Source organism: Bradyrhizobium sp. PMVTL-01, assembly GCF_051861855.1.
In the GTDB taxonomy this organism is placed as follows: domain Bacteria; phylum Pseudomonadota; class Alphaproteobacteria; order Rhizobiales; family Xanthobacteraceae; genus Bradyrhizobium.
In genome coordinates, this window is record NZ_CP193982.1 from 8,345,348 (window position 1) to 8,362,832 (window position 17,485).

The window sequence follows — 17,485 nt, forward strand, 5'->3', positions numbered from 1 at the left end:
AAACCCCTCACCCGAATTGCTGCGCAATTCGACCTCTCCCTATGGGAGAGGTGGGCCGTCATTGCCGCGGCGGATTCGATCGAATTCACCATCGTCAGTGCCCCAGATAGACCTCGACGACCTTCGGGTCGTTCTTCACCTTCTCCATGGTGCCCTCCGAGAGGATCTGGCCCTGATGCAGCACGGTGACCTTGTGCGCGATGTCCTCGACGAACTTCATGTCGTGCTCGATCACCAGCACCGAGCGGTTCTTGATGATGCGGTTGAGCAACTCGGCGGTCTTGGCGCGCTCGGACACGCTCATGCCAGCGACGGGCTCGTCCAGCATCAACAGGTCCGGGTCTTGGATCAGCAGCATGCCGATCTCGAGCCACTGCTTCTGGCCGTGGCTGAGCAGGTCGGCATTCATGTGCAGCCGGTCCTTCAGGAAGATCATCTCGGCGACCTCGTGCACCCGGTCGCGCACGGCGGCATCGCGGGTGAAGGTCAGCGCACCGAACACCGAGCGGCCACGGGGATAGGAGATCTCCAGATTCTCGAACACGGTGAGATCATCGTAGATCGACGGGTTCTGGAACTTGCGCCCCACCCCGGTCTTGACGATCTCGTTCTCCTTCATCCGCGTCAGCTCCTTGCCGCGGAACTGGATCGAGCCCGACGTCGCTTTGGTCTTGCCGCAGATCAGGTCGAGCACGGTGGTCTTGCCGGCCCCGTTGGGCCCGATGATGACGCGGATCTCGTTCTCGTCGACATAGAAGGAGAGATCGTTGACCGCCTTGAACCCGTCGAACGACACGGTCAGCGCTTCGACGGCGAGCAGGAATTCCTTGGGCTGATGACCGACGAGCATGACCTATCTCCTCATTGCCAGCGTGGCATCGGCATCGTGGTGACCTATGAGCATGACGATCTCCTCACTCCGCCGGGGCGCCGTCGGCGACCGAGCTGTCGGTCCAGCCCTCGGGTTTCGATTTGCGCGAGGCGATCAGGCGATCGATGCGCGGCTGCACGTAGTCGCCCCAGATCCCGGCGAGGCCGTTCGGGAACGCCAGCACCACGGCGATGAACAGGCCGCCGAGGCCGAACAGCCACAATTCGGGGAAGGTTTCCGACAGGCTGGTCTTGGCGAAGTTGACCAGCAGCGTGCCGTAAATCGCGCCCAGGATCGACAGCCGTCCGCCGACCGCGGTGTAGATCACCATCTCGATCGAGGGCACGATGCCGACGAAGGACGGCGACATGAAGCCGACATTGAGCGCGAACATGGCGCCGCCGATCGCGGCGAAGACCGCAGCGATGCAGAAAGCGAAGATCTTGAAGTTGGCGACGCTGTAGCCGGAAAAGCGGACGCGGTCCTCCTTCTCCCGCATCGCGACCAGGATACGCCCAAGCTTGGAGTGCCGGACGAACTGCGCGATCATGATGCAGGCGAACAGGCAGCCGACCTCGAAGAAGTACAGCACGATCTTGGCGTGGTCGGGCCGGATGTCCCATCCCTTCAGCGTGCGCAAGTCGGTCATGCCGTTGATGCCGCCGGTGTAGCCCTGCTGTCCCACGATCAGGATCGTCATGATGGCCGCGACCGCCTGGGTGATGATGGCGAAGTAGGTGCCACCGACCCGGCGCTTGAACATCGCGGTGCCGATGATCAGCGCGAAGATGCCGGGCACGAGGATGATGGCGGCGATGGTGAAGGTGAGGCTGTTGAAGGGTTTCCAGAAGAACGGCAGCGCCGTGATCTGATTCCAGTCCATGAAATCGGGGATACCGGGGGTCGACTGGATCTTGGTGTTCTCCACGCTCGATGCCTCGAGCTTGAGGAACATCGCCATGCAGTAGCCGCCGAGCCCGAAGAACACGCCCTGGCCGAGGCTCAGGATGCCGCCATAGCCCCAGCAGATCACGAGGCCCAGCGCGACGAAGGCGTACGTCAGGTATTTGGCGACCAGATTGAGCCTGAAGACGTCAAGGGTGAGCGGCAGCACCACCACGAGGAAGACCGCGAGCACCAGAATTCCGATCAGCTCCGATCGATTGAAGAACCGATTGTCGGTCATAACATCAGCCCCATTTCTCACTTGCGGACCTTGAGGGCGAACAGCCCCTGCGGCCGCAGCATCAGGATTCCGACCACGGCGAGCAGCGTCAGCACCTTGGCCATCGAGCCCGACATGAAGAACTCGAGGGTGGATTGCGTCTGCGAAATCGAGAAGGCCGAGGCGATGGTGCCGAGCAGGCTCGCGGCGCCGCCGAATACGACGACGAGGAAGGTGTCGACGATGTAAAGCTGGCCGGAGGTCGGCCCGGTCGAGCCGATCATGGTGAAGGCGCTGCCGGCGATCCCGGCGATTCCGCAACCGAGGCCGAAGGTGTAGCGATCGACCTTCTCGGTGTTGATGCCGACGGCACCGGCCATGATGCGGTTCTGCACCACGGCGCGCACCTGGCGGCCCCAGCGCGATCTAAACATCACATAAGCGACGGCGATGGTGATCAGCACGGTCAGGCACATCACGAAGACGCCGTTGATCGGCACTTCGATGCTGTCGGTGACGTGCAGCGAGCCGAGCATCCATTGCGGCAGCTCGACCCCGACCTCGCGCGCGCCGAATACGGAGCGATAGGCCTGTTGCAGCATCAGGCTGAGGCCCCAGGTCGCCAGCAGCGTATCGAGGGGGCGCTTGTACAGATGCCGTATCAGCACCCATTCAACCAGCATTCCCAGCGCACCCGACGCGAGGAAAGCCAGGATCATCGCGAGGAAGAAGTAGCCGCCGAACAGGCCCGGCATGTAGCTCTGGAACAGATTGGAGGTCATCCAGGTGACGTAGGCCCCGAGGATCATGAACTCGCCATGGGCCATGTTGATGACGCCCATCTGGCCGAAGATGATCGCAAGCCCGAGCGCCATCAGGACGTAGACCGAGAACAGGATCAGTCCTGCGAAGCCCTGCATGACGAAGATGGAGCCAAGGTCACCAAGCGAGTAGTCGCCGAACATCGATGTCCTCCGTCGGGGAAAGGGCCCCGCGTCGCGATGCAGAGTCGCGACGCGGGGGTCTTGGGCACGGACTTGCGATCCACGCCAGGGAGCGGTTTTGCCTTGAGGGGAAAGCGCGAGTTATGCCGCTGCTTACTGGTAACCCTTCGGGAACGGATCCGGCTCGACGAGATCGGCGGTCTCGTAGATCAGTTCGAACTGGCCATCGAGCTTGGCGCGGCCCACGCGGGTCTTCGACCAGAGGTGATGGTTCTCGTGGATGCGCACATAGCCTTCCGGCGCGCCCTTGAACTCGACGCCCGGTGACGCCGCCGCGATCTTGTCGACGTCGAAGGAGCCCGCCTTCTCGACCGTCAACTTCCACAGCCACGGGCCGAGATAGGCAGCCTGGGTGACGTCTCCGATCACGGTCTTCTCGCCCCATGCCTTCTTGAACGCGGGCACGAAGGCCTTGTTGTTGGGATTGTCGAGCGACTGGAAGTACTTCATGCAGGCATAGGCGCCCGCGATGTTCTCGCCGCCGATGCCGTCGATCTCGTCCTCGGTCACCGAGATCGTCAGCAGCGGCTGCTTGGCGAGGTCGATGCCGGCGGCCTTGAGCTGCTTGTAGAAGGCGACGTTGGAGCCGCCGACGACGTCGGTGAAGATCACGTCGGGCTTGGTCAGCTTGATCTTGTTGATCACCGAGTTGAACTGGGTCGAGCCGAGCGCGTAGTACTCCTCGCCGACGACCTTGCCCTTCAGCACGTTCTCGACGTGCTTGCGCGCGATCTTGTTCGAGGTGCGCGGCCAGATGTAGTCGGAGCCGATGAAGAAGAAAGTCTTGGCGCCCTTCTCCTTGGCGATCCAGTTCAGGCCGGCGAGGATCTGCTGGGTCGCTTCCTGGCCGGTGTAGATCACGTTCTTGGACTGCTCGAGGCCTTCGTAAAAGGTCGGGTAATAGAGCATGCCGTTGTACTGCTCCATGACCGGCAGCACCGCCTTGCGCGAGGCCGAGGTCCAGCAACCCATGATGGCCGCGACCTTGTCGTTGACCAGCAGCTTCTTGGCCTTCTCGGCGAAGGTCGGCCAGTCGCTGGCGCCGTCTTCCTGAATGAACTTGATCTTGCGCCCGAGCACCCCGCCCATGGCGTTGATCTGCTCGATGGCGAGCTTCTCGGCCTCGATCGAGCCGGTCTCGGAAATGGCCATGGTGCCGGTAGCGGAGTGTAGGATGCCGACCGTGACTTCCGTGTCGGTGACGGCAAGACCTGTGGTGTTGACCGCAGAGGTCGCCGGGGCCTGCGCGAAAGACGCCCGCGGCAGCATCGTCATGGCGGGCACGGCCGCCATTCCCATCAATAGTTTACGCCGGAGCGGCGACAACAGGCCCTTGTTTGCTTCGTCTGACATGAGCACCCCACTTTTGTTCGAGGACACGCGATTGGTGCCGTGAGGATGGCTCGAATTTGTGCAGCGCAAGCATACGCAAGATCGCGTATACTGCACCGCAAAATACCGACGTAGGCTTTTGGTACGGGATTTGCGAGGGCTCCGGGTCCGTATCAGAAGTGGGGTAAAGAGTGGCAGGGCGGCAGCGAATAGACCGCGTCAGGCGCCAGTACAACCAATGGGTTGCCAACCAGACGCTGGAAGACTACGCGCTGCGCTTCACCGCCAAGAGCGCGCGGCGATGGTCCGCCGCCCGCGTCGCAAACACCGCGATCGGCGCGATCTCCTTCCTGGTGCTCGAGGCGATCGGCGGCACCATCACCCTCAATTACGGTGTCACCAACGCCGCAGCCGCGATCCTCGTCGTCTCAGCCATCATCTTCTGCTGCGGCGTGCCGATTGCCTATCATGCCGCCAAATGCGGCATCGACATCGACCTCCTGACCCGCGGTGCCGGCTTCGGCTATATCGGCTCGACCGTGACGTCGCTGATCTACGCCTCCTTCACCTTCATCTTCTTCGCGGTGGAGGCCGTGATCCTGGCGACCGCGCTGGAGATGTGCCTCGGCATTCCGCGCCCGATCGGCTACCTCATCAGCGCGGTCGCGATCATCCCGCTCGTGACCTACGGCATCACGCTGATCAGCCGCTTCCAGCTCTGGACGCAGCCGCTCTGGGTCGTGCTGCACATCCTGCCCTTCGTGGCGATCGCCTGGGCCAATCCCCACTCCTTCACGGAATGGCGCAAATTCTCCGGTGAGCATGGCGACCTCAACGGCCATTTCGATTTGCTCCTGTTCGGTGTGGCGTCATCGGTGGTGTTCTCGCTGGTGGCTCAGATCGGCGAGCAGGTCGACTTCCTCCGATTTCTGCCGCGCGATCGCCGCGCCTCCAAGGCCTCGTGGTGGATCGCGCTGATGAGCGCGGGGCCGGGCTGGATCGTGCTCGGCGCGCTGAAGCTGCTGGCCGGCTCGTTCCTGGCGTTCTTTGCGCTCAGCCACGGCGTGCCGCCCGAAGAGGCGGCCGAGCCCGCGCATATGTATCTCGTGGCGTTTCGATACGTGCTGTCGGAGCCGGACCTCGCGCTGGCCTTGACCGGCATCTTCGTGGTGCTGTCGCAGATCAAGATCAACGTCACCAACGCCTATGCCGGCTCGATCGCGTGGTCGAATTTCTTCTCACGCCTGACCCACAGCCATCCCGGCCGCGTGGTCTGGCTGGTATTCAACGTCATGGTGGCGCTGCTGCTGATGGAGATCGGCGTCTACAAGACGCTGGAGCAGACGCTGGCGCTCTACTCCAACGTCGCCATCGCCTGGGTCGGCGCGCTGGTCTCCGACCTCGTCGTCAACAAGCCGCTCGGCCTGCGTCCGCCACAGATGGAGTTCAAGCGCGCGCATCTCTACGACATCAATCCGGTCGGTGTGGGCGCCATGACGCTCGCGATCATCGTCTCGATCGCGGCGTTCTACGGCCTGTTCGGGCCGACCATGAAGGCGCTGGCCGCCTTCGTCGCGCTGACGGTCGCCTTCGTCACCGCGCCTGTCATCGCCTGGCTGACGGACGGAAAGTTCTACATCGCGCGCAAGCCGAAGCGAAGCTGGGCCAATATCGAGGCGATCCAGTGCTGTATCTGCGAGCATAGCTTCGAGCCGGAGGACACCACCTCCTGCCCCGCCTATGCCGGTCCGATCTGCTCGCTATGCTGCTCGCTCGACGCCCGCTGCCACGATCTCTGCAAGCCGCATGCGCGGGCGCAGGTGCAGTTTGCCGAGGCGCTCGGCAAGATTCTGCCGCAGCCGATCTATGCGCGGATCAACTCGCAGTTCGGCCATTACGTCGGCGTGTTCCTCGTCTCTGCCGGCCTCGTCGCGCTGGTGCTGGGGCTGATTTATCTGCAGACCTCGGCGAGCGTGCATGGCGAGAACATGCTGGTCTCCAACGTGCTGTGGAAGGTGTTCTTCTCGCTCAGCATCATCATCGGCGTGGTGGCCTGGCTGTTCGTGCTGGCGCAGCAGAGCCGCCGCGCCGCCGAGGCCGAGACGCGGCGGCAGACCGCGCTGCTGATCCAGGAGATCGACGCTCACAAGCGCACTGACGCCGAGCTGCAGCGCGCCAAGGAAGTTGCCGAATCCGCCAACCTCGCCAAGAGCCGCTACGTCGTCGGACTCAGCCACGAGCTGCGCTCGCCGCTGAATGCGATCAGCGGCTATGCGCAGCTGCTCGAGCAGGACTCGACGCTGAGCACCAAGCCGCGCGACCAGGTCCGCGTTGTCCGGCGTAGCGCCGATCACCTCTCCGGGCTGATCGACGGCATTCTGGATATCTCCAAGATCGAGGCGGGGCGGCTGTATCTGTCGCGCGACGAGGTGCGCCTGAGCGAATTCCTGGACCAGCTCGTCGGCATGTTCCGCCTCCAGGCCGCCGCCAAGGGCATCGACTTCGTGTTCAGACGTCCCGCGCATCTGCCGGCCGTGGTCTATGCCGACGAGAAGCGGCTGCGCCAGGTGCTGATCAATTTGCTCTCGAACGCCATCAAATTCACCCAGACCGGCAGCGTGCAATTCGTCGTGCACTATCGTAGCCCCGTTGCCGAGTTCGAGGTGACCGACACCGGCCCGGGCATCCGGGGCGACGATCTCGAGCGGATCTTCGCGCCGTTCGAGCGCGGCGCGCTCGGCGTTGCGCAGCCTCGGACCGGAACCGGCCTCGGCCTGACCATCAGCCGGCTGCTGGCCGGCGTCATGGGCGGCGACATCAAGGTCACGAGCACGGTCGGCACCGGCTCGACGTTCAAGGTCAAGATCCTGCTGTCGGAGGTCACCAATCCCCGACGCATCGCGCCGGTGGAGGCGCCGGTCTCCGGCTATCACGGCGCGCGCAAGACCATCCTGATCACCGACGACGACCCTGTGCATCGCGATCTCCTGCGCGAGGTGCTGACGCCGCTCGGCTTCATCTTGCTCAGCGCGCCCGACGGCGCGGGATGCCTGGCACTGGCGCAACATTGCCGGCCCGATCTGTTCCTGCTCGACATCTCCATGCCGGCCATGGACGGCTGGGCCGTTGCAGAGGCGCTACGCGCCAGCGGCCATCACCAGGCGCGCATCCTGATGGTCTCGGCGAGTGCGCTGGAAGCCCACGGCACCCCGCTGGCGCAGCCCTTCCATGACGGTTATCTGATGAAGCCGATCGACATTCCGCGGCTGCTGGAGACGGTCCGCCAGCTCCTCAAGATCGAATGGCAATACGGCTCTGAAGAGATCGCGGTGCCGTTCTGGCGGCCCGAGAGCGGCTCACGGCCGCCGGCGCGGCACATCGAGGCGTTGATCGGGCTCGGCCAGATCGGCTACGTCAAGGGCATTCAGCTCAAGCTGGACGAGCTCGGCAGCGAGCACCCGGAGCATGCCGACTTCGTGGCGCAGATGCGGTCGCTGGTCGACCGCTTCGATCTCGACCAGTACATGACCACATTGAAGACGTTGCATGCTTATGAGCATTGAACCAAAGAAGCGCGACGTCGCGCTCGTTGTGGACGATTCGCCCGAAACGCTGCGGCTGCTCACCGATGCGCTGGACGGCGCCGGCATGACCGTGATGGTGGCGCTCGACGGCGCGAGCGCAATGCGCATCGTCGACCAGATCACGCCCGACATCGTGCTGCTCGATGCCGTGATGCCCGGCATCGACGGTTTCGAGACCTGCCGCCGCCTCAAGCGCGATGCAGGCCTTGCCAATGTTCCCGTGATCTTCATGACGGGGCTTGCCGAGACCGAGCACATCGTGCGCGGGCTCGACGCCGGCGGCGTCGACTACGTGACCAAGCCGATCGTCGTCGAGGAAATGCTGGCGCGCATCCGCGTCCATCTCGGGAACGCCCGCCTGACCCAGAGCGCACGCGCCGCGCTCGACGTCTCCGGCCGCTTCCTGTTCGCGGTCAATCGGCAGGGCCATTTGCTCTGGGCGACCTCGCAGGCCCAGAAGCTGCTGGCCGACCATCACGGCGCGCAGGCCGACGACTTCGTGCTCCCGCCACCACTGCTGCAATGGCTGGAGCAGGCCAAGGGCAAAGGCGGATCGAAGTCGCAAGCCGCGTCCCTGCCCGACAATCCGCAACTCCGCTTCTACTACATGGGCGAGACCGCGCCGAACGAATTCCTGCTGCGGCTCTCCAAGGAAGCCGGCACCGCGCTGCCGCCCGAGTTCACCAGCGAGCTCGGTCTTACCACGCGCGAAGGCGAGGTGCTGGCCTGGCTCAGCAAGGGCAAGACCAACCGCGACATCGCGCAGATCCTGGGATTGAGCCCGCGCACGGTCGACAAGCATCTGGAGCAGATTTACTCCAAGCTCGGCGTGGAGAATCGCACGGCGGCGGCGGCGATCGCGGCGAATGCGACGCGGAGGAATACGTAGCTCGCAGTGAGGGTGAGTTGGGACGCGCTAGCCCGGCTAAAAGTGTCGTCCCGGGCAAGCGCAGCGAAGCGGAGCGCAGATCCGCGACCCCTAACCACAGGGAGTGGTTTCACGAAGATTCGGGGTTGCCTGTTCGCTCTATAACCACTGCCTGGGAGTATGGGTCCCCGGTTCGCTTCGCGCCCCGGGACGACGGCGGAGTGTGCGGCGATCGCGCCCGCCACACCCACCGCCCCACACCACATCACCCGTACACAAACGCCTTGTCGTCCAGATCCGTCTTCGGGATCTCGTCCTTCTCGGTCCAGTAATCCTGGCTGTGCTGCCATTCCGGCTTGTCGCCACGCTTTGGCAGCAGGTTCATGTTGCGCATGATGTAGCCGGGGTTGAAGTTTTCCGGATCGATCCAGGGCAGGATCGGCATGTTGTGGTCTTCGGGACGTAGCTTGACCTCGACCTTCTTCTTGCCCATGGCCTTCATGTGGCCGAGCAGGCGGCAGACGAAATCGGCGACGAGATCGACGCGCAGCGTCCAGCTGGCGCGGAAATAGCCGAACACCCAGACCATGTTCGGCACGCCCGTGAACATCATGCCGCGATAGGTGACGGTGTCACCGAAGGCGAGCGGCTTGCCGTCGATCTCGAAGGCGATGTCGCCGAGGGCCGAGAGATTGAAGCCGGTCGCCGTGACGATGACGTCCGCTTCCAGCAGCTTGCCCGATTTCAGCTGGATGCCGTTCTCGACGAAGCATTCGATCTCGTCGGTAACGACGGAGGCCTTGCCGCTGGCGATGCCCTTGAACAGGTCGGCATCCGGCACGAAGGCGATGCGCTGCCGCCATGGACGATAGCTGGGCGTAAAGTGTGTCTCGACATCATAGTCCGGCCCGAGCACCGCGCTGATCTGGCCGATCAAGTCCTTCTTCACCTGCTCGGGTTTGGCCAGACAGAGTTTTGTGAACGCATCCTGCTCGAACAGGATCTTGCGGCGGACGATCTCGTGGATCCAGGCCTCATCGACCTGGAGCCGGCGCAGCTCCTCGGCGATCTCGATGGCGTTGCGGCCGAGACGGAAATAGGTCGGCGAACGCTGCAACATGGTGACGTGCGTGCAATCGTCCGCGATGTTCGGCACCAGCGTTGCCGCGGTCGCACCCGAACCGATCACGACGACCTTCTTGCCCGAAAGATCGAGATCATCCGGCCAGGTTTGCGGGTGGACGATGCGGCCGTTGAAGCGGTCCATGCCCTTCCATTCCGGCGTGTAGCCTTCCGAATGGCGGTAATAGCCCTGGCACATCCAGAGGAAGTTTGCGGTAAAGGTCTTTGCCTCGCCCGTATCCGTGGTTGTCGCCTCGATGGTCCACAGGTTCTGCTCGCTCGACCACCTCGCCGAATTGATCCTGTGCTTGTAGCGGATGTGGCGGGCGATATCGTTGTCGTCGATCACCTCCTTCATGTAGGAGAGGATTTCCTCGGCGGTCGCGATGGGCGGCCCGACCCAGGGCTTGAAGCTGTAGCCGAAGGTGTGGAGGTCGCTGTCCGAGCGGATGCCGGGATAGCGGTGCGTGCTCCAGGTACCGCCGAACGTCGCCTGCGTTTCGAGGATGACGTAGCTCGTGCCCGGAAGCTGCTTTTCGATGTGATAGGCGCTGCCGATGCCGGAGATGCCGGCGCCGACGATCAGCACGTCGAAATGTTCAGTGGCCTGCTTGGTGGTGGCGTGACTGCGAACCGCGACATTCATTGCTGCTTCTATGCCTTGCTTGCTTTTGTGGCCGCCCTCGACCGGACGGCGCGTTTCCTCCGCGACGGGCATGGTCGCCCATCGCGCTTCCGCTTCAAAATGACATAGATCAAGTCGCGGTCAAATCACAGCGCTGCACCCCAGCTCCGCGCGGTCTGCAAAATCCAGTCGCGATAGAGCGTGAGCGGCGTGACACCGGTCAGGCCGCCGCAGCCGGCGGCACCGTTCGGTCCCGTCGACCAGCTGATGAGCCCGACGAGCATTGCGCCATTCGGCTTGTCCTCGAACACCGGACCACCGGAATCGCCGGTACAGGCGCCAATTCCGTCGCGAACTCCGTTGGTTACGGGATCGACCAGCCGGATCTGCAGCGTTCCGGGCTGGCCCGTGGCAACGAGACCGGCGACACGCGTGGCGCCGCCGCTCTTGCCGTCGCCGCGCACGGTGACGCCAATACCGGCGATGACGAAGCGACTGCCGACCTGAATCGGAATATTAGGCATGCCGACCGGCACCGTCGATTTTCCCTTGAGTGGAATTTCCAGTTGCAGCAGTGCAACGTCGGCCGTGGCGCGATGGTACTGCATCGCCTGCATGTTGAAGTTCGGATGGATCGCGACGGTGCGAACGTTCAGCAATTGCGGCGCGCCGTCGGCACCGCGATCGACGATCTTGTAGTCCGCGCCGGGCTGCACGCAGTGCGCCACCGTCAACACCAGTTTTGGTGCGATCAGGGTGCCGCTGCAGAAATTGCCGCGCGAGCCGACGATGGTGACGACGGCGCGCGCGACGCCATCGGCCTGCGGCGTGCCGCCCCCGACGATGGCGTAAGCGGGCGTGGCGAGCAGCAGCGCGGCTGCGATGAACGTGGCAGGCTTCTTCATGGGAACACGCTTCGGCATCGGTGACGGCGGCGAATTGCTTCGGGCTGGCCCTTGCCGATAGCGCATGCTAGCTCTCTTGGAAAGGAATTGACGAGGGCAGGACCTTGGCGATCGAGGCGGTGATCTTTGATTTTGGCGGCGTGCTGACGAGCTCGCCCTTTGAAGCGTTCACGCGGTTCGAGACCGAGCGCGGCCTGCCCATCGACATCATCCGGCGCACCAACGCCGCCAACCATCTGGAAAATGCCTGGGCCAAATTCGAGCGGGCCGAGGTCGACATCGAGACGTTCGATCAGCTATTCGCCGAGGAATCCCGCGCGCTCGGCGCCGAGGTCCGCGGCCGCGACGTGCTGCCGCTGCTCCAGGGCGATCTGCGGCCCGAGATGGTGGAGGCGCTGAAGCGTATCAAGGCGAAATTCAGGACGGGCTGCATCACCAACAATCTGCCGGCCAACGCCATCGGCAGCATGACCGGGCGCTCGCTTTACCTTGCCGAGGTGATGGTGCTGTTCGATCACGTCATCGAATCCGCCAAGATCGGCCTGCGCAAGCCCGACCCGCGGATCTACCGACGGATGGTGGAGACGCTGAAGGTCGATCCGAGGAATTGCGTCTATCTCGATGATCTCGGCGTGAACTTGAAGCCCGCGCGGGAAATGGGCATGACCACGATCAAGGTGACGAGCGGGGCTGAGGCGATCGCGGAGCTCGAGAAGGCGACGGGATTGACGCTGAGCTAGCGCGTCATACTCCGTCATTGCGAGCGCAGCGAAGCAATCCAGACTGTCTCCGCAGTGGGATTCTGGATTGCTTCGCTGCGCTCGCAATGACGGCGTGGGAGCATCTCGCCCGGCGAACTGACTACTCCGCCGCAATTGCGATCCGCTCGGGAAATGCAGCCGCCAGCGAGGCGCGGTCCGGCTTCAGCACACCGCGTTCGGTGATCAGGCCCGTCACCAGTCGCGCCGGCGTCACGTCGAAGGCGTAGTTCGCGACCGCCGATCCCTCCGGCACGATCCGCACCGTCTCCAGCCTTCCATCCGCGGTGCGGCCGGTCATGTCGGTGACCTCCACGCCGCTGCGCTGCTCGATCGGGATATCCCTGATGCCGTCATGGACCGCGAAATCGATCGTCGGCGACGGCAGCGCGACGTAGAACGGCACGCCGTTGTCATGCGCGGCGAGCGCCTTCAGATACGTCCCGATCTTGTTGCAGACATCGCCATTGGCGGCGACGCGGTCGGTACCGACGATGGCGAGATCGACCATGCCGTGCTGCATCAGATGCCCGCCGGTGTTGTCGGCAATGACCGTGTGCGGCACGCCGTGATGGCCGAGCTCCCAGGCGGTGAGCGAGGCACCCTGGTTGCGCGGCCGCGTCTCGTCGACCCAGACATGGATCTTGATGCCGCGCTCATGCGCGAGATAGATCGGCGCCGTCGCCGTGCCCCAGTCGACGGTGGCGAGCCAGCCGGCGTTGCAATGGGTCAGCACGTTGACCACTTCGCCCGGCTTCTTCGCCGCAATCGCTTCGACCAGCGCTAGGCCGTTGCCGGCAATGCCGCGATTGATCTCGACGTCCTGCTCGACGATCTCGTCGGCGCGTGCATAGGCCGCTTCCGCCCGTTCAACGGGATCGATCGGCGCGAGCGCGGTGCGCATCTCGTCCAGCGCCCATTTCAGGTTGATCGCGGTCGGCCGCGCCACGACGAGCGTGTCGTAGGCGCGCTTCAGGCCGGCGTCGGAGGCATCCTCGCGCATGGCGAGTGCCATACCATAGGCCGCGGTCGCACCGATCAGCGGCGCGCCGCGGACCAGCATGTCGCGGATCGCAACGGCCGCCTCCTCGCACGAGGTCAGGCGCGCGATGATGAATTCATGCGGCAGCCGGCGCTGATCGATCGCGCCAACCGACCAGCCGTCGCGCTCGCGCCAGATGCTGCGGAAATGCTTGCCGTCGACCTTCATGGCATTCTGCCTTTCGTATCACGCCCGCAGGATGCGCCCCGCCACCGCATCGAGCTTCTTCAGGAGCTCGGGATCACGGGCCTCGGGGGCCGTGATCAGCGCGGTGTCGAGCGCGCGGTCCGAACCGATCGGGCACGGCTCGTGCTCGCGCGGCAAATCCTTCGCCAGCCGCGCCACCAGCGCCTTCGCCTTGTCGGCGTTCGAGGTCAGCACGCGGATGATGTCCTGCACGGTGACGGCATCGTGATCGGGATGCCAGCAGTCGAAATCCGTCACCATCGCGACGCTCGCGTAGCAGATCTCGGCCTCGCGCGCGAGTTTTGCCTCGGGCATGTTGGTCATGCCGATCACCGAATAACCAAGCGTCTTGTACGTCATGCTCTCCGCACAGGTAGAGAATTGCGGCCCTTCCATGCAGACATAGGTACCGCCACGCGCGATCGCGATGCCCTCGGCTTCGGCGGCCGCTGCGAGATGGATGTGCAGCCGCGGCGAGACCGGGTGCGCCATCGAGACATGCGCGACACAGCCGCGACCGAAGAACGAGCTCTCGCGCTTATGGGTGCGGTCGACGAACTGGTCGACGAGAACGAAGGTGCCGGGCGGCAGTTCCTCTCTGAAGGAACCGCAGGCCGAGAGCGAGATCAGGTCGGTGACACCGGCCCGTTTCAGCACGTCGATATTGGCGCGGTAGTTGATGTCGGAGGGCGACAGCCGGTGGCCCTTGTCGTGCCGCGGCAGGAACACGATCTGCAGGCCGGCGATGGAGCCGCGCCTTAAGGGCGCCGACGGCTCGCCCCAGGGGCTCTCGATCACCTCTTCGCGCGCGCCCTCGAGACCCGGCAGGTCGTAGATGCCGGAGCCCCCGATGATGCCCAATACCGCCTGCGTCATACCCGCTCCACCCTGTTCGCCACGTGCGACATGGTTAAAGCTATGCCAGTTTTGCGGCGGTTTTGGAACGGGGTGGTGAGGGGATGGCGTAGCTGTGAAAAGCCAGCACCCATACCGCGAGGTCTATCGACGGGGCACTATATCAATCCCCAACGACGAAACTTCGCCAAACTCCTCGCTGGGTAATCGCGACGAGCGCAAGCGCTCGTGCGGAGGTCCTGGCTTTCGCCAGGACGACCCCCGAGAATGATCAAGCCGCAGTCGCGAGCCGCAGCTGCGTCGCGACCATCCGCTCCAGCGTCTCGACCGATTGGAAATTCTCAGGGGTGATCTCGGACTGCGGGATGGTGAAGTCGAACTCCGCTTCGACGCCGAGCATGAGATTGACCATGTCCATCGAGGTCAGGCCGACGTCGACGAGCTTGGCCGACGGGGTGACATCGGCGGACAGCGAGTTTCGCGCGAGGATGCCCTTCACCAGCTTGATGATGCGATTGCGCAATTCGGGTTCGAAGGCCTGCATCGGTAAATTCCATCTGTCTATGAAAGGTCCGGCCGGACTGCCGGGTACGATGGGCAGGGCCGGCCGATCCCGCAATGGGGGTCATCATTACTTCGCGTTTCTTAGTAAACGATGACTCAGATTGTCTGGATTCATGCCTCTTCCAGTCCACTAAAGCGATCGCGGAAACCCGCGTGATACAAAAAACCGGCTCTTAACTGTCCATTCGGAATTGGGCTTCGTTTACCCTCTATTTCATCGACGAATTTGAATTAAATCCGTAGCCTCGTCTCACAAGCAAAGATGGTCGGAGGATCTCTTTACACGGCATCGCGAATGATGCCGGCGATCCTGAACGGCAAACCGGAGGCGGACGAGCATGAACGTGCGTGAAGCGGTCCTCACTGTCGACGAAACGCAAGCCAGCTTCCTCGATCAGGGCCCCTCCCTGATCGAGCGCGCCGCCCGGACCGCCGCAGCGGCCGCGGCCGACGCAGACGGGGTCGATCGCGACGCCCGCTTCCCTCATGAAGCCTTCGACGTCGCGCGTGAGCAGAAGCTGCTCGGCGTGATGATCCCGGTCGAGTTCGGCGGCTTCGGTGCCTCGATCCACGACGTCACCGACATCTGCTACACGCTCGGGCGCTCCTGCGCCTCGACCGCAATGATCTACGCGATGCACACGACCAAGGTCGCCTGCGTCGTCAGGCACGGCCACGGCATCCCCTGGATGGAAACCATGATGCGCCGGGTCGCGCGCGACCAGTGGCTGCTCGCCTCCTCCACCACCGAAGGCCAGAACGGCGGCAACATCCGTGCCAGCGCCGCCGCCGTCGACCATGCCGGCGACACCGTCTCGCTGGTGCGCGACGCCACCGTGATCTCCTACGGCGCCGAAGCCGATGGTCTCGTCACCATCGCCCGGCGCGCCACCGATGCCGCCGCCTCCGACCAGGTGCTGCTGGCGCTCGCCAGGGACGATTATTCGCTGAAGCAGACGCAGGGCTGGGAGACGCTCGGCATGCGCGGCACCTGTTCGACCGGCTTCGAGCTGAAGGTCGATTGCCCCGCCGACCGTGTCTTCCCGGAAAGCTACGACAAGATCCACGCCCAGACCATGACGCCGTTCGCGCATATGTGCTGGTCCTCGGCCTGGGCCGGCATCGCCGCTGCGGCCGTCACGCGCGCGCAGGCTTTCATCCGCAAGGCGGCCCGCACGTCCGGCGGGCAGATGCCACCGGCGGCTGCACATTTCACCGCCGCGAAGATGTCGCTCGCAAAACTGCGCGCGCTGATTTCGGCCAACATCGAGGCCTTTTCCCGCGCCGAGCATGATGAACGCGCGCTCGGCTCGCTCGACTTCCAGTCGTCGATCACGCTGCTGAAGGTGCAGGCCTCCGAACTCGCGGTCGAGACCGTGATGCATGCGATGCGGACCGCAGGCCTTTCCGGCTACCGCAACGACGGCGAGTTCACCATGGGCCGTCACCTCCGCGACGTGCTGTCGTCGCCGATCATGATCAACAACGATCGTATTCTGGCCAACGCCGCCAGCTCGACGCTGATGAGCGGCGTACCATCGAGCCTTCATGACTGAAGTGCCTTCCCGACCAGATCAACAAGAACAATTTCGAGATAGCAGGACATCGACCCATGAATATTGCCGCCCTTCCCAATTCGCCGGAAACCGCACCGCAAATCGTTGATCCGCTCGATCATCTCGCCGGCAAGCTGTTCCACCGCATGGGTTCGGACGGCGTCTACGCCCGCACAGCGCTCTATGAGGGCGTCGTCGAGAAGCTCGCCGCGCTGATCACCAGCCATCGCGAAGCCGGCACCGAAGCCTTGCGCTTCCCGCCAGTGATGAGCCGCGCGCAGCTGGAGAAGTCAGGCTATCTCAAGAGCTTCCCGAACCTGCTGGGCTGCGTCTGCGGCTTGCACGGCACCGAGCGCGAGATCAACGCCGCAGTGAGCCGCTTCGACGCCGGCGGCGACTGGACCACGTCACTGTCGCCCGCCGACCTCGTGCTGTCGCCGGCGGCCTGCTATCCGGTCTATCCGATCGCGGCGAGCCGGGGGCAACTGCCGAAGGGCGGCCTGCGCTTCGACGTCGCCGCCGACTGCTTCCGCCGCGAGCCCTCGAAGCATCTCGACCGGCTGCAGTCGTTCCGGATGCGCGAATATGTCTGCATCGGAACGCCCGACGACGTCGCTGATTTCCGCGAGCGCTGGATGGTGCGCGCGCAGGCGATCGCCCGCGACCTCGGCCTTGCCTTCCGCGTCGACTATGCCAGCGATCCCTTCTTCGGCCGCGTCGGCCAGATGAAGGCGGTGAGCCAGAAGCAGCAGCAGCTCAAGTTCGAGCTGCTGATCCCGCTGCGCTCGGAAGAGCAGCCGACCGCCTGCATGAGCTTCAACTATCACCGCGAGCATTTCGGCACGACCTGGGGCATCCAGGATGCCAATGGCGAGCCGGCGCACACCGGCTGCGTCGCCTTCGGCATGGACCGCCTTGCCGTCGCCATGTTCCACACCCACGGCACCGATCTCTCCGCCTGGCCCGCCAAGGTGCGAGACATGCTGGGCCTGCAGCCGCAAGCCGCGGCTGAAGCCCATGGCGAAGGCTGGCGCTAGAGCATGATCCC

At 64.0% G+C, this 17,485-nt stretch carries 14 protein-coding genes; 5 read left to right on the plus strand and 9 right to left on the minus strand.

What is annotated here, in order from left to right; genetic code table 11:
• Positions 1 to 94: 94 nt before the first annotated feature.
• The 4 genes from urtD to urtA all read right to left on the minus strand — a co-directional run bounded on the left by urtD (position 95) and on the right by urtA (position 4,393).
• The gene (gene urtD / locus ACRQ5Q_RS40180; protein ID WP_080133634.1) at positions 95 to 850 is read right to left on the minus strand and encodes an urea ABC transporter ATP-binding protein UrtD; all 756 of its coding nucleotides are present in this window, start codon (positions 848 to 850) and stop codon (positions 95 to 97) included.
• 64 nt (positions 851 to 914) lie between these two features.
• The gene (urtC, locus tag ACRQ5Q_RS40185) at positions 915 to 2,057 is read right to left on the minus strand and encodes an urea ABC transporter permease subunit UrtC (protein WP_439395314.1); all 1,143 of its coding nucleotides are present in this window, start codon (positions 2,055 to 2,057) and stop codon (positions 915 to 917) included.
• 17 nt (positions 2,058 to 2,074) lie between these two features.
• On the minus strand, positions 2,075 to 3,001 hold the full coding sequence (gene urtB, locus ACRQ5Q_RS40190) for an urea ABC transporter permease subunit UrtB (RefSeq protein WP_439395316.1): 927 nt from the start codon (positions 2,999 to 3,001) through the stop codon (positions 2,075 to 2,077).
• A 132-nt stretch (positions 3,002 to 3,133) separates the two neighbouring features.
• Positions 3,134 to 4,393, minus strand: a complete 1,260-nt coding sequence (gene urtA / locus ACRQ5Q_RS40195; protein WP_439395318.1) for an urea ABC transporter substrate-binding protein — start codon at positions 4,391 to 4,393, stop codon at positions 3,134 to 3,136.
• A 170-nt stretch (positions 4,394 to 4,563) separates the two neighbouring features.
• On the opposite strand from urtA, the gene ACRQ5Q_RS40200 reads away from it, so the two are divergent.
• Both ACRQ5Q_RS40200 and ACRQ5Q_RS40205 read left to right on the plus strand, forming a co-directional pair.
• Positions 4,564 to 7,935, plus strand: coding sequence for a hybrid sensor histidine kinase/response regulator (locus ACRQ5Q_RS40200; RefSeq protein WP_439395319.1), 3,372 nt, complete (start codon positions 4,564 to 4,566; stop codon positions 7,933 to 7,935).
• Positions 7,919 to 8,845: a response regulator gene (locus tag ACRQ5Q_RS40205; RefSeq protein ID WP_439395321.1), complete on the plus strand. Its 927-nt coding sequence runs from the start codon at positions 7,919 to 7,921 to the stop codon at positions 8,843 to 8,845. The genes ACRQ5Q_RS40200 and ACRQ5Q_RS40205 overlap by 17 nt, the downstream gene beginning before the upstream one ends.
• A gap of 244 nt (positions 8,846 to 9,089) precedes the next feature.
• On the opposite strand, the gene ACRQ5Q_RS40210 is transcribed toward ACRQ5Q_RS40205, so the two are convergent.
• Both ACRQ5Q_RS40210 and ACRQ5Q_RS40215 read right to left on the minus strand, forming a co-directional pair.
• Complete coding sequence (locus ACRQ5Q_RS40210) at positions 9,090 to 10,592, minus strand: flavin-containing monooxygenase (protein WP_439395323.1); 1,503 nt, start codon at positions 10,590 to 10,592, stop codon at positions 9,090 to 9,092.
• A 125-nt stretch (positions 10,593 to 10,717) separates the two neighbouring features.
• Positions 10,718 to 11,476 (minus strand): S1 family peptidase, encoded by a 759-nt coding sequence (locus tag ACRQ5Q_RS40215; RefSeq protein WP_439395324.1) that lies wholly within the window; start codon positions 11,474 to 11,476, stop codon positions 10,718 to 10,720.
• Between the two features lie 104 nt (positions 11,477 to 11,580).
• Between ACRQ5Q_RS40215 and ACRQ5Q_RS40220 the strand changes: the two genes are divergently transcribed.
• Positions 11,581 to 12,216, plus strand: a complete 636-nt coding sequence (locus ACRQ5Q_RS40220; RefSeq protein WP_439395326.1) for an HAD-IA family hydrolase — start codon at positions 11,581 to 11,583, stop codon at positions 12,214 to 12,216.
• A gap of 121 nt (positions 12,217 to 12,337) precedes the next feature.
• Here the strand turns inward: ACRQ5Q_RS40220 and mtnA are convergent, their stop codons facing one another.
• The 3 genes from mtnA to ACRQ5Q_RS40235 form a co-directional block, all read right to left on the minus strand.
• Complete coding sequence (gene mtnA, locus ACRQ5Q_RS40225; protein WP_439395328.1) at positions 12,338 to 13,444, minus strand: S-methyl-5-thioribose-1-phosphate isomerase; 1,107 nt, start codon at positions 13,442 to 13,444, stop codon at positions 12,338 to 12,340.
• Positions 13,445 to 13,462: 18 nt separating this feature from the next.
• Positions 13,463 to 14,338, minus strand: coding sequence for an S-methyl-5'-thioadenosine phosphorylase (locus ACRQ5Q_RS40230; RefSeq protein WP_439371912.1), 876 nt, complete (start codon positions 14,336 to 14,338; stop codon positions 13,463 to 13,465).
• A 250-nt stretch (positions 14,339 to 14,588) separates the two neighbouring features.
• Positions 14,589 to 14,861, minus strand: coding sequence for a phosphopantetheine-binding protein (locus ACRQ5Q_RS40235; protein ID WP_439371913.1), 273 nt, complete (start codon positions 14,859 to 14,861; stop codon positions 14,589 to 14,591).
• A 358-nt stretch (positions 14,862 to 15,219) separates the two neighbouring features.
• Here ACRQ5Q_RS40235 and ACRQ5Q_RS40240 point away from each other — a divergent pair, with 358 nt between their 5' ends.
• On the plus strand, positions 15,220 to 16,437 hold the full coding sequence (locus ACRQ5Q_RS40240) for an acyl-CoA dehydrogenase family protein (protein ID WP_439395330.1): 1,218 nt from the start codon (positions 15,220 to 15,222) through the stop codon (positions 16,435 to 16,437).
• A 56-nt stretch (positions 16,438 to 16,493) separates the two neighbouring features.
• Positions 16,494 to 17,474: an amino acid--[acyl-carrier-protein] ligase gene (locus tag ACRQ5Q_RS40245; protein ID WP_439371917.1), complete on the plus strand. Its 981-nt coding sequence runs from the start codon at positions 16,494 to 16,496 to the stop codon at positions 17,472 to 17,474.
• The last annotated feature ends 11 nt before the right edge of the window (positions 17,475 to 17,485 follow it).

Bases quoted from the DNA above. Each gene is read 5' to 3' on its own strand.
- urtD (WP_080133634.1), bottom strand. From the start codon at position 850: ATGCTCGTCGGTCATCAGCCCAAGGAATTCCTGCTCGCCGTCGAAGCG.
- ACRQ5Q_RS40230 (WP_439371912.1), bottom strand. From the start codon at position 14,338: ATGACGCAGGCGGTATTGGGCATCATCGGGGGCTCCGGCATCTACGAC.
- ACRQ5Q_RS40210 (WP_439395323.1), bottom strand. From the start codon at position 10,592: ATGAATGTCGCGGTTCGCAGTCACGCCACCACCAAGCAGGCCACTGAA.
- urtA (WP_439395318.1), bottom strand. From the start codon at position 4,393: ATGTCAGACGAAGCAAACAAGGGCCTGTTGTCGCCGCTCCGGCGTAAA.
- ACRQ5Q_RS40205 (WP_439395321.1), top strand. From the start codon at position 7,919: ATGCTTATGAGCATTGAACCAAAGAAGCGCGACGTCGCGCTCGTTGTG.
- ACRQ5Q_RS40245 (WP_439371917.1), top strand. From the start codon at position 16,494: ATGAATATTGCCGCCCTTCCCAATTCGCCGGAAACCGCACCGCAAATC.
- urtC (WP_439395314.1), bottom strand. From the start codon at position 2,057: ATGACCGACAATCGGTTCTTCAATCGATCGGAGCTGATCGGAATTCTG.
- ACRQ5Q_RS40235 (WP_439371913.1), bottom strand. From the start codon at position 14,861: ATGCAGGCCTTCGAACCCGAATTGCGCAATCGCATCATCAAGCTGGTG.
- ACRQ5Q_RS40215 (WP_439395324.1), bottom strand. From the start codon at position 11,476: ATGAAGAAGCCTGCCACGTTCATCGCAGCCGCGCTGCTGCTCGCCACG.
- mtnA (WP_439395328.1), bottom strand. From the start codon at position 13,444: ATGAAGGTCGACGGCAAGCATTTCCGCAGCATCTGGCGCGAGCGCGAC.
- urtB (WP_439395316.1), bottom strand. From the start codon at position 3,001: ATGTTCGGCGACTACTCGCTTGGTGACCTTGGCTCCATCTTCGTCATG.
- ACRQ5Q_RS40240 (WP_439395330.1), top strand. From the start codon at position 15,220: ATGAACGTGCGTGAAGCGGTCCTCACTGTCGACGAAACGCAAGCCAGC.